Raw genomic sequence first — 12,012 nt, 5'->3', positions numbered from 1 at the left:
GCTTTGGAAGGCGGGTCAGGCGCCTCCGGGGCTTGCGTTCAGGTGCGGCAGGGGCGAGCGCAGCCCGCCCAGCAGGAAACTCATCAGGCGCGGAAGGAGCAGCTCGCGGTCGTTGGGCTGCTCGGCTTCGTCGCCGGCCAGTCCGGTGACCGAGCGCAGCAAATCGGTGCCCATGATTGCGTACGACGTCGCGCCCAACATGAACTGGAAGCGCCAGATGATCTCGGCGCGCGGCACGTCGGGCAGGGCGGCAAACAGCGCGTTGCGGTAGCGCGCGAGCACGTCCGCATATTCCTCGGCAAACAGCGCGCGGATGAAATCCGTGGGATCGGTCATCGTGCGTTCCAGCAGCGGCAGAAAGGTGCTGCCAGCCTGTGCCGGATCGGCCGCCAGGCGCAGCAGCGTGCCGAAGAACGCGTCCACGATCTGGGAAGGCTTCAGAGGCTTGCCGCCGGATTGCGCCTCAAGTTCGTCCAGAAGGCGCATGCGTTCGCGGTTCAGCACTTCCAGGCGGCGTTTGAGCACCGCCTGCACGAGTGACTCTTTCGAGCCGAAGTGATAGTTCACCGAAGCGAGGTTCACGCCGGCCGCGCCGGTGATCTGGCGCATCGACGTCGCTTCATGTCCTTGTTGCGCGAACAGGGACTCGGCGGTGTCGAGGATGGTTTCTCTCGTGGAAGTGGAGCGGATTTCTTGCATAAGGTTGAATTCAAACGTTTGTTTCAAAGCATTATGCGGGAGGCAGGGATGAGAGGCGAGCCTCTGCTATCCCCAATAGGGTTTACCCCTAACTCGACGCAACCGATGTGTCGGTTTTGCAGCACGTTTGCTTCGCATCGGGCGTAAGGACGAGATGCGCCGGGAAGAAGCATGAGGCGCCTCATGCCCGGGAGGTTGAGGTTTGGCCGATTGGCCTCGGACACCGGCCCTAGGATGAATGTGCTCTGGAATGCACGCCCAAAACCCCGCAGTATCAGCGCGAGAACACGAACGCATTGCCCCGGGTGTGTGCTGGGCGAGGCCGCTGCGCAGTCACGGCGCGGCAAGCCAATCGCCCTGATACAGGAGCACGAGATATGAAGACGTACAAGGTGGGATTGCTGGTCGACGGGTATGAGCAACCCGGCTGGATGCACGAGATGGTTGAGTGGCTACTCCACAGCCAGGAATTCGACCTGACGGCATTGCTGGTGATGAACGGCGAGGCCGCCGACACGGCGCCCAGATTGAGCGTGAAGGCGCTATTCGGCTCGCTGTCGCGCCTGGAGGGCAAGCTGCTGCCGCAGAAGCAGCGCGTCATGCTGGCCTGCCGTGACATGCGCGACGGCCTGCAGGAGGCGGGCACATCGGTGATCCCGCTGGCGCCGGGCGACGAGGATCCGCACGCGCGCGACGAGGTAAAGGCGCTGGAGCTCGATCTGGTGATCACATTGGGTGCGTCGCTGGCGACGCGCGCGCAGCTCGCCAGCTGGTCACGGCTGGGCGTCTGGCAATTGAGCTACTCGGATATTGCGGTGGCCACCAGCCGTTATGCCGGCTTCTGGGAGGTCTTTCAGCGCGAGGATCACACCACCGTGAAACTCTGGCGCGTCGGCGCCAGGCAGGAAGACGACGAACTTCTGGACCAGCGCAGTTTCAACACGGAAGTGTTCTGGCTGAAGAATCAGGCACGCGCATTCAGTTTGGGAAACTTCATGGTCTATGACGCCTTGCAGGCGCTGGCCCATGACCGCCCGGGGGTCGCGCCGCCCGCCATGCAGATCATGAGCGGCCCGCGCCGCGCCGATCCGGCGGAGTGGGATAGCGCCGCTTATATCGCGCGCCAGGCATGGTTAATGTCGGATCTCGTTGTGCGCCGCGTCATGAAACGCAATGTCCGCTGGCGGATCGGTATGTTTCCCTCCGCACGCCAGCAGGCCGTGGTATCCGAAGCGATGGTATTGCAGCCGCCAAAGGGCCGCTTTTTTGCTGATCCCTTCGTTTATACCCACGATAAAAAGCCATATATTTTTTTCGAGGACTACGATTTTACTTCCCGCAAGGGAACGATCTCGGTCGCGACCTACTCCGACGGGGCTTTCCGGCTGCTGGGCACTGCGCTGAACCTGCCTTATCACCTTTCGTTTCCGTATATTTTTGAACACGAAGGGGTGACTTACATGGTCCCGGAAACGTGCGGAAATCGAAGTATTGAACTGTGGAAATGCACCGAATTTCCACTGAAATGGGAGCTGGATGTTAATCTGATGACCAATATTTCAGCCGTGGATACCATTATTTTTAAACATGGCGAATACTGGTGGCTATTAACAAATATCGACCGGACCGACGGCCAGAGCCACTGCGACGAGCTGTTCGCGTTTTTCTCCGATTCACCGCGCTCCACGAGCTGGACGCCGCACGCCTGCAACCCGATCGTGCGCAACCCGATGCGCGCCCGCAACGCCGGAATCGTTGTGTCGCCTGGGGGAGACGTGATCCGGTGCGCCCAGTACCAGGGGTTCTGTCACTACGGCAAGGGCGTCTCGCTCAACCGGATCGAGGAGCTGACGCCTTCCACCTACATCGAAACCGACGGCGAAATCCACTACGCAAACTTCCTGAGAAAACGCCATGCTTCAATGCACCATTGGCATCATCAGGGGGGGCACACGGTATTTGACTTCGCCTATATGGAGTAAATCCGCCTGCGGGCGTGAAAATAAAAAATGTTACCGTTATTTCGAATACAGGGACTGTTCACGGGCTTGATGTGTCTGCGGATACAAGTTGACAGGTTTCCCTCTTCCTCCGGCTATTCGACGCCGCGTCCGGCAGATGTCCAGACGCGGCTTTTTTTCGTCTGTAACAAGGGCCAGAGCGCCTGTGCGGGCAGCCTTGTATCGCCGCTTCATAGGGAGCCTCATCCCCGAAGCACCTTGATGCTAGTAAAAACCCTAGCGGCGAAAAGGACGAGATGCGCTTCTCATCCATATTTACGAACGTGATTAAGGCTAACGATTGATTTCTGATTTTGTCGGATTATATCGCCCTGAAACGTCTTGATTTTGACAAATCCGAACCATAAGATGGGTTCCATGCCATCCGTTATGTTGGCTACCAAAGTTGCCCAGCCCAAATGTCCCGGTTCAGCTTCATTAGATATTCCGGGATATGCGGACCACCCCCGCGGGGCTGGAAAAAAAATAGTCTTCAGCACAGCGAAGATCCCTTCTAGGCCCGTCGAAAAACCGGGAGGACACCATGGCCAAGATGGTCCTGATTGAAGCTCATCCGCTCCTGCGGTTGGGTTTGTGGCAGATTCTTAGCAAGTTGGATGATGTGTGGGAGATCGAGGGGATGGGCCTTGCGGACGTGTCCAAGGCCGACGGCGTGCACGCGGGCGCCGATCTTCTGATCTATGGTTTGCCAGTGGATACCGATGAAGCATGGAGCGCCTTGCACGAGATTCAGCGCGTGCTGACGCCCAAGCGGATTCTGCTTTTGACGGACGTCATGCCCTTGCCCATGCCGGTGCAAGGCCTGCCTGGCGCCAGCGTGTACGGTTGCCTGATGAAAACGGCTTCGGTCGAAATCCTCGAGGCCGCCATACGCCTGGTGATGGCGGGTGGGCAATGCTTCCCGAGCGAACAGGCGTTGCAGGCTCCGGCCTCCACCGTATGCGCCTTGCCGTCGCGGGACGTGGAAGAAGCCGGCTCGAAGGGCACCATGCCCGTGAGCGCGGGGGCACAGCTCCTGCAGATCACGCCGCGCCAGTACGAAGTGCTGGTGCTGCTGGCGCGGGGCTATCCCATCAAGACCGTCAGCCGGATGTTGAACATCTCGGTGGCGACCGCCAAGACGCACGCGTGCACGCTGTATCAGCGCCTGCATGTCAAGAACAAGGGCGAAGCCGTTTACGCGGCGCTGCAACGCGGTGCGACCTTGGAATGGCATGAACCGAACGGGCGTGAAGTGGATGCCGGGCAGATCTATGGGCGCAAGCTCGGTTGAGTCAGGTTTGCGCTGCCTGCCCGGCAGCAGGAACGCCCAGTTCCAACGCTGCCGGGGTTGCGCATAGCCAATACGGCTAAGGCATAGAAAGCAGGTGTTCGGGTTGCTGTCGCCTCGCTTTCCGCCACCAATCATCCTCCTGAACGAGATTCAGCGAACGTAGCCGCTGATAGCATGAGTTGTGTCCGCAAGCATGGATTGATAGGGCGAATCACTTAGTCTCGCCACTGCAATCCCGAGGTTGCGGGCAGTATTCCCATGAACCTGGCAAAGCGCGTGAACCCGCGCCTTGCGCGGTGTTGCGCCAGCGCCATGGGAACCGTAATGGGCCATGCGTCACAAGGTTCTTCCCGGGATGACAACCGTACTGATCGAAGACTACGCTCTGCTTCGTGTCGCAATTCAGCATGTGCTGGAACGTGTGCGCAACGCCGACGATATCCTGGCCATCTCGCCAGCCCACCTTCTCAATATGTCCAGCTCGATCAACAAGCCAGTGGAGTTGCTGGTGGTGGGTTGCAGCGGTTCGGCTGAGCAGGACATCGGGCTTTTGTCCCAGGCAATGGCATTCTTCATGCCGCGCCTCGTGCTCGTTTTGTATTCGGCGATGGACCAGAGCGTCATGGCCGCGTGTGCGCGCGCCGGCGTCGCGGGCTATCTGCCCAAGGCCTCCAGCCCCGATGCATTGGCCGCGGCGGTCAGCCTGGTGATCGCGGGCGGCGAGTGCTATCCCCAACCCGCGGGCAGGCCGCCCAGCACGTCACACGCCTCCGTGCAGGAACTGCGCGAGCTCACGCAGCGGCAAGAGGAAATCCTGCAGCTTCTAGTGCAAGGCAAGACCATGCGCGAGATCGGCCAGCAGGTCGGCATATCGGTCGCCACCGTCAAGAGCCATGCGCGCACGTTGTATTGGAAGCTGAATGCGCGTAATCAGGCCGAGGCGGCGTACATCGCGGTGCAGATGGGGTTGGTGCGAAGCTCGAACGGGCAACCCGCGCCTGGCAAGGGCGACGCGAGCTGATGCGAGGACGTGAGTCAGGGTCTGTGCGGGTGGCGATGCTGCCTGCACAGGCCCTGACTTTTTTTGCGCGTGAAAGTTATCGCAATAGAACTGGCGCGTTGAGCGTGGCGACGCGCTTAAGTTCTCAACTGACGAACTTCAAAATCATACGTGTCTGATATCCAGGCCCGAGTTGGCGTGCCGTAATGAGCGGGCGCAGGCTGGGCACTCATCGGTGTTGGGAAAGGCCTGTCGTTGCGGGAGCACGCCATTCCTATTCAATCCGACGAACGCTATATGACGACGCCCTACAAAAAAGCACTGGGTCCCGACCGCCCTAATGAAAAACAACTTGGCAAGGCGATCTCACCACCACCCTGTCAGCGGTGTGTTCCCATCTATCCTTTGCGCTACGGCGTTGCAGAGCGCTCGTGGGATAAAGGCGTGTTTCCCACGCTTAGCACGGAGGGCTATCCCGAACTGGCCGCTGGCAAGACATACGGTCTGCGCGTGCTGCGTCCTGGCGCCTACGTCTACCTCTGCTACTTCGAGAACGGCCGCATGTGGACGCAGCACTACCAAGTCACCGATGACATGCGCTTTGCGCGCATTTGGTGGACCCGCGCAGACGATCAGGATGCCATCCCCGGGCGACTCGCTCGCCCCGAAACCGTCAGCGCAAAGCCATATCTATCTGCCCCAGAGAGCAAGACAGCAGATGTCGTCTACCTGCTGACCAGCGAGACGATGCTCACCCATGCCCGGCTTTGGAAAATTGAAAATGATAGCGGTGGCATCCGCACCAGGTTGGCGACCAAGGTCAGACCATCCGGTGGTGTCGAACAACCCCACGTGTTCAACATTGCGCTGCTTGCTCACGCTACGCCGGAACTGCGACGACCCGGCCTGAATAGTAGGCCGGGCTACACGTGGAGCGAAATATCTCTTCCGGAGTCGTTCACGACATACGACACCGTCATTCCAGGCGCGCACCTCGAGCTTGTTCCGATAAAGGATATCGTTCCTCTGGCGGTCGCGTTGCACGACCCGATCGGCGTCGTGAGTGAATTGGCGCATCTTGTCGCTGTAGCCGCGGCAGATCGGCAAGTTTATGAAATCGATAACAATCACGCGTACACAAGCGCCACCGTCATCAAGCAGTACTTGGAGAGCGTTCAGGAGCGGGCGAGCCCGGAAGCCTATGCGAAAAGGCGAGATCTGGTTCGCTTCGATCAAAACAGCAATTCGGATGCCTCGTTCGGGAATGCTGTTCCATTCATGCTGGCGTACGAACAAGCCGTTAAACGGAAACAGTCCGCCATCGACACGCTTGTGAACGATCTAGAGAGTTGGATCAAGACGGGAGGCAGCGCCATAGCCAAGGATTGGCAGGATGGATGGTTCAGCAAGGTACTGTCCTGTTTCGACCTAGGCGCAAAAGAAAACGCACAAGACTACGAGCGAGTTGTTGCCCACTGCGTCGGTAATCTGACTCACAGCGAAAGTGGACGTTCCACTTACCGAAAGATGTTGTTGGCCCAACCAGAAAAAAGTCCTGTCTGGTTGGCGCTGGGTCACGGTATTCGAGAGCTACACGGCAGCTTCGCCAACCCTCCGCTGCTGAAAAATGTGCTGGACATTGGGGTTGCCGCCTTTGCGCCTATCTTTCAATTCAATGTCTCTTATCCGGCGACTAAGTCCTCAGATGTACTCGTAAGCCAGATGTTGTCTCAGCTGGGCGATATGAGTTTGCCCGATGCTACGGCCGATAGGATAGTTCGACGATTGCGCCTGTATGCTGAAGTCCGTGTCGGCAGCACGATCGTCACGTACCGCGTGTCCAGCGCTGAGGCGCGCTTTCAATACGCCCGATTTAATGGTGAGCAACGCATGAACACCGAACGGCTTAGGAAGTGGGGTATTACCGTCAAGCAGCCATTGCGCAATCAGCCAGCCACCGTGCTTCTATACGAAGAGGTGCGTGTCGGTGACCAGGTAAAACGCATTTCTTCCGCTCAACCCACAGTGAACAATCGGCAGCCGTTCCAACTTGAAGGAAATGTTTTCAGTCGTATGCTGGAGCAGACCCGTCAAAGTCGAGCTTACGGCGCCGCGCAGACTGGAATTGTGCGCGGGGAATATGGGTTCACAGGCCTTGCTGCCATATCAGCCATCATGGCACTGCGCTCTTCAATTAGAGATCTCGCGACCGGGAAGTTTGATCGGTCGCTTGTAGGTATGGTTAACGGCGTCAGCGCATTATCGGCGGTGGCAGCTGTAATTAGCTCCGGTTTGTTGGTGAAGGGCGATCTGATCCAACTACATGCGTTGGCGAAAGGGAAGTCACTTGCTTTAGCCCGATTAGCCGCTTTCGAAGTGCGAAGACTAGCAACGATGTATGGTGCAGGAGCTGCTGGCCTTGGAGCTGTCGCCGACGGAATACGTGCTGCTATCGCATTCACGACACAGCAAAATTTCGAAGCGGGCCGAATGTATCTTGCGTCTGCTGGGTGCGGAGTGTTGGCGACCGCGGGCTTGGCTTTAAGCGCCTCCGGCACCGTCCTTGGCATTATCGGACCAGTCGGCTGGGTCGTGCTGGCCTTCCTTGCCACGGTTGGAGTAGTTTATTTCAGCATCCAGGCCGCTTTCGCGAAGTTTCAGCCCGACGAAGTCTGGTTGGCCCACTGTTATTGGAGTCGGGGAGATCGAGCATATCGCTATAAATCTATGGACCAGGAACTCGCTGCCTTTCACGGCGCCGTCTACGGCGTTCGCGCTGTAGCGAGTTGGGAGACGCCCTCGATGTCGGCACGCAACATCGTAATTCGCAGTATCCCTATTTACGGTCTCTGGCAAGACAGCGTGGATCTAAAGCGTGCTGCCGCCAAGGAAGGCATCGGGACGCTTTCCCTATCTGTAGTTCTGCCCGCCTATCCCACTTTAGGCGAAGGGCCGCCGCTTATAAGCCATGACGATGTTTTCCAATACACGCTCAATGCCAAGAGACACGGTCAAAGCCTGAATATAGTCCGCGGACCCATCGCAACTGGTCCGGGTTACCGCTTTCCCTATGACACGGAATGCATGGTCGTTGGTAAGGACTACATTCGAGACGGTACCCGCCATGTAAGTTGGCAAATTACTATGCGGGGAGACACGGAGATCATGTTGGACTACTGTTACAGGCCGGATATCGTGACCGAACCTGGCCTCGCGATGTTTCCACAGCAGGAGCCGCTTGTCTTTACACACGGTACGTGGCTCACAGATCCCATCGACGCAGCGCTGCTTGCTCCAGTCCAGGAACCTAAATGATGGGGACTACCAAGCAGCTTCGGCAGTACCGCCCAACGTTCAGGGAGGTTCAGAGAAAGTGGCGGCTGTTTCGCTTCGCAAGTACGTTATTGCCACTGGACGCTGACGCTCACGAAACGCCCGCCATCGAAGCAACGCGATTCAATGAAAACTGCATCGAAGTGATTTCCGATACTTTGCAAACCGGAAAGGAGGGGGAGCTTCTACGAATTTTCACTTTTTCTGGAATTTTCTTATTTTTCTATGCGTTGATTGGAGGCTTTGGCGGCTGGTCTGCAGGCGTGTTGATTCTGTCACTCGGCCTCCCTGGTATAGGTTTCCTTTCGTTTTTCATTCCTCGTGTCTTGAGGCCGCGCTATCGATATCGTTGTTCGAAAGTGCGATTTGATCGCCGTAGTCGTCGTGTCTACTATGTTCCGTATCCGGAGGAAAGCTCGGAAGCGGTTTGGGAACTTGATTGGGATCAGTTGCTGGGAATTCAATGGTCAACAGGTCAGGCGCAACCGTATCTTTACCTCGTTGGTTATACGTGCAACCTGCCCGAGCCTCAATTGGTCAAGATACCCGTAATTTTTAACGAGAAGATTTTCGGAACCCAGATCTGGGCTTGGCTTCATCTATTTATGGATAAGGTCGGAGACCTTCCCCCACCAAAAATCATCCTATTTCCTCAGAATCCGGGCGACGTGCTGATGCGCTATGGTGGCCGCCGGATCTTTAGGTCCCTGACGACGAGGAAGGGGCGGCTATGGTTGCCTTTGATGATCTGGGTGGATTTGGCGATTCTGCTTCTATACATGCCATCCTGGGCCCTGCCGCAACTGATCGTCCTCAAGTATCCGGAGATTCAATTTCCGGAAGAGAACAATCGACATTGTGGCTTTTCTACTGGCTAATCGAGAACGGCTGGGCAAGGCGACGGTGTCCATGCTGTCCCGCGCGCGCCAATGCATGCGCCAAGTCCGGCACCCACACCCCCTTAAACATCAAACATCCCCCTCACTCGCCTGCGTACCCGCCGGCACTCCGCGCCCCTTGTTCTTCGCAATCGCCATAAACTCCCGCTCCGCCGCACCCAGCACCGCATCCACATGCAAATGCGCCATCGCATACTGTCGTGCCGCAGCACCTAGCGTTTCTCTGATCTGCGCGTTGTAGCTGAGCTTGCGCACCGCCTCGGCCATGGCGACTGCGTCCTCGGGCGGCGTCAGCAGGCCGCAGCGCGACACGACACTGGCAAGCTCCGTGCCGCGCGCCGCGCCGCAGACGACCGGGCGGCCGCTGGCCAGCATGCCGGTCAATTTGGATGGCATCACCAGGTCCGCGGCACCTGCGCGCTGGGGCAGCAGGTGGATGTCTGCCGTGCCCAAAAGCGCACCCAGCCGTTCCGCCGGCTGCAAATCCAGAAAGATGACGCGCGTCAGGCCACGGCATTTTTCCTCGAGCGCCGCGCGTTCCGGGCCCTGGCCGCAGAACAAAAACCACAGGCGGTCTTCGCGGTTAAGACGCCGCGCCACCTCGGCCAGAATCTGTAGGCCCTGCTTGCCGCCCATATTCCCCGAATACAGCGCAACGATGGCGTTGTCCGGAATGCCGAGCTGCGCGCGGTAATCCCCGCCTTCAGCGAGCGGCGTGATGGCATTGACGTCGATCCAGTTGGGCAACAGCACCGCGCGGCGGGGATCGATGCCTTTGGAAAGCGCCAGATCCAGCATGCGGTTTGAAATCGTGGACACACGGTCAAACCTGCGCATCAGCCAGCGTTCGGCGCGCTTGACCATCGATCGCAGGGCGCCGCCCTTGAGCAGCCCCAGTTCGAACGCCGCGTCGACCTCGAAGTCCTGGATGTGCAGCCAGGCGCGCGCGCCGGTCAGGCGCGCTGTCAGCCAAGCGGCCGGCGCGCAGAAGAGGGCGGGTTCGACGACCAGGATGATGTCCGGCCGCCGCATCGCTGCGCGCAGCAGCGACGGCAGGCTGGACAGCGCGAAGCTGGCCAGGTGCACCAGCCGCTTGGCGCCGCCTGGTCTTTCGGGGACCCACAAGGGCGCGCGCCGCACGGTCACGCCCCGGCGCGTTTCCTTGGTGTAGCGCGAGCCGCGGTAGCCGTCGTGGACTCGCCATTGCGGGTAGTAGGGCGGGGCGGTGACCACGCTCACTTCGTGTCCGCGAGCGGCCAGCCATTCGGCCAGTTCGGCGGTGTATTTGCCGGTGCCGGTCAGTTCGGGCGCGTAGTTGATGCCATAGATGAGTATTTTCATGTTGGCGTGGCGGTGCGGGGCCGGATGGGCCGGCACGGGTTGCCGTGGCAGACCATCGCGGCCGGCATGTTGCGGAACACCGAGCTGCGTGCGCCGATCACCGCCTCGCGCGCGATCGTCACGCCCGGTCCGACAAACACGTCCGTGGCCACCCACGCGCCGTCTTCGACGCGCACGGCGCGTTCGCGTAGCGGGAAGTCGGGCCGGCCGGCGTCGTGGTCTGCCGCGCACAGGTAGCTGCGCTGGGACACCACGGCGTGCGCGCCGATGTGGATGGGTCCCAGGCTGTAGATCACCGCGTCGTCGCCGATCCAGGCGTAATCGCCGATCTCCACCTTCCAGGGATAGGTGACCGTGGCCGTGGGCCGGATCAGCACCTTGTGGCCCACGCGCGCGCCAAAGCAGCGCAGCAGCCAGCGGCGAAAGCCGTAGGCCACCTGCGGCGACCAGCGGAACAGCGTGCCTTGCACCATCCACCACAACTGCACGGTCAGCGCAGAACGCCCGCGCTGACCCGGCGCCAGCGCGAACTGGTCCAGGCGTTGCAATGTGCTCATTTGGCCGCTCCCGCAACGGCATCGCGCCGGGACGCGGCCTCGGTGGCCTCGCGCGCCTTCAGGATTTCCTCGGTCTTGATGCGGATCTGCCAGTAGTACATGGCGCGCGCGACGGCATAGTCATAGCCCGCCTTGCCGTCCAGGAAGCCCAGCTTGAAGACGTAGGAATGCAGGAACGAGATGGGCGCCTTGAACGGCATGGCCTGGAAAATGCGCTTGAGCAGCGCGCGGCCGCCCACGTTGGCTTCGCGCGGGTCGTTCATCAGGCCCTTGGTGCGCAGGTTCGCTTCCCAGTCCGAATAGCGGTTGTGCTTGTCGAAGTAGTGATAGAGCGAGTCGTGGTCGTTGTGCACCATGCGCTGGCGCAGCGCGAATGTCTCGCCCTCGACCTGCGGCTGGTAGTGGCCTTCGACCTCCCACATGTTGGCGACGTCCAGGTCGTCGTAGTCCAGGAAGCGGGAGCGGTCGCGCGCCAGCAGCGCCAGCTTGTAGACGCGGTGGCCGTGCTCGAGCTTCTTGCCGCAGAACACGTAGTCGAACGGCACGAACGCGCCGCCCGCGCCTGCCGCAAAGCGTGGCAGCACGTCGCGGATTTCGGCCGCGAGGCCCGGCGTCATCTCTTCGTCGGCATCGACGTACAGGACGACAGGGTGGGTGAAGGGCAGTTGCTCCAGGCACCACTGCTTTTTCTTGGGATACTTGCCGTCCCACTGGAAATTCGAGACGCGCGCGCCCATCGCCGTGGCGATCGAGCAGGTGGCGTCCGTGCTGTTGGAGTCCACGACAAAGACTTCGTCGAACTCCACCAGCCCCTTCAGGCACTTCGCGATGTTGCGTTCCTCGTTCTTCGTCATCACCACGACGGATACCGGTATCTTCTGCATGATGC

At 59.6% G+C, this 12,012-nt stretch carries 9 protein-coding genes; 5 read left to right on the top strand and 4 right to left on the bottom strand.

The window, feature by feature from the left end:
- Positions 1-15: 15 nt before the first annotated feature.
- A complete protein-coding gene (locus ASD71_RS11150) occupies positions 16-699 on the bottom strand; it encodes a TetR/AcrR family transcriptional regulator (RefSeq protein ID WP_056563348.1) in 684 nt (227 codons plus the stop codon).
- 377 nt (positions 700-1,076) lie between these two features.
- Here ASD71_RS11150 and ASD71_RS11145 point away from each other — a divergent pair, with 377 nt between their 5' ends.
- From ASD71_RS11145 to ASD71_RS11125, 5 genes are all read left to right on the top strand, one after another.
- On the top strand, positions 1,077-2,681 hold the full coding sequence (locus tag ASD71_RS11145; protein ID WP_056563345.1) for a hypothetical protein: 1,605 nt from the start codon (positions 1,077-1,079) through the stop codon (positions 2,679-2,681).
- Positions 2,682-3,243: 562 nt separating this feature from the next.
- Complete coding sequence (locus ASD71_RS11140) at positions 3,244-3,993, top strand: response regulator transcription factor (RefSeq protein WP_056563343.1); 750 nt, start codon at positions 3,244-3,246, stop codon at positions 3,991-3,993.
- A gap of 355 nt (positions 3,994-4,348) precedes the next feature.
- Positions 4,349-5,014, top strand: coding sequence for a response regulator transcription factor (locus ASD71_RS11135; RefSeq protein WP_056563340.1), 666 nt, complete (start codon positions 4,349-4,351; stop codon positions 5,012-5,014).
- A gap of 276 nt (positions 5,015-5,290) precedes the next feature.
- Positions 5,291-8,308: a toxin VasX gene (locus tag ASD71_RS11130; protein WP_156395122.1), complete on the top strand. Its 3,018-nt coding sequence runs from the start codon at positions 5,291-5,293 to the stop codon at positions 8,306-8,308.
- Entirely contained in the window at positions 8,305-9,204 is a 900-nt protein-coding gene (locus ASD71_RS11125; protein WP_056563333.1) for a hypothetical protein, read from the top strand. Before ASD71_RS11130 ends, ASD71_RS11125 begins: the two co-directional genes overlap by 4 nt.
- Positions 9,205-9,294: 90 nt before the next feature.
- Here ASD71_RS11125 and ASD71_RS11120 read toward each other — a convergent pair whose 3' ends face one another.
- From ASD71_RS11120 to ASD71_RS11110, 3 genes are read right to left on the bottom strand one after another with little or no spacing between them, the layout of a single operon-like run.
- Positions 9,295-10,566, bottom strand: a complete 1,272-nt coding sequence (locus ASD71_RS11120) for a glycosyltransferase WbuB (RefSeq protein WP_056566767.1) — start codon at positions 10,564-10,566, stop codon at positions 9,295-9,297.
- The gene (locus tag ASD71_RS11115) at positions 10,563-11,123 is read right to left on the bottom strand and encodes a putative colanic acid biosynthesis acetyltransferase (RefSeq protein WP_056563330.1); all 561 of its coding nucleotides are present in this window, start codon (positions 11,121-11,123) and stop codon (positions 10,563-10,565) included. Before ASD71_RS11115 ends, ASD71_RS11120 begins: the two co-directional genes overlap by 4 nt.
- Positions 11,120-12,007 (bottom strand): glycosyltransferase family 2 protein, encoded by an 888-nt coding sequence (locus ASD71_RS11110; RefSeq protein ID WP_056563327.1) that lies wholly within the window; start codon positions 12,005-12,007, stop codon positions 11,120-11,122. The genes ASD71_RS11115 and ASD71_RS11110 overlap by 4 nt, the downstream gene beginning before the upstream one ends.
- Positions 12,008-12,012 lie beyond the last annotated feature (5 nt).

This window comes from Achromobacter sp. Root565, from assembly GCF_001427425.1.
GTDB classification, from domain to species: Bacteria; Pseudomonadota; Gammaproteobacteria; order Burkholderiales; family Burkholderiaceae_B; genus Achromobacter; species Achromobacter spanius_D.
This window is presented reverse-complemented; position numbering and strand designations above follow the sequence as displayed.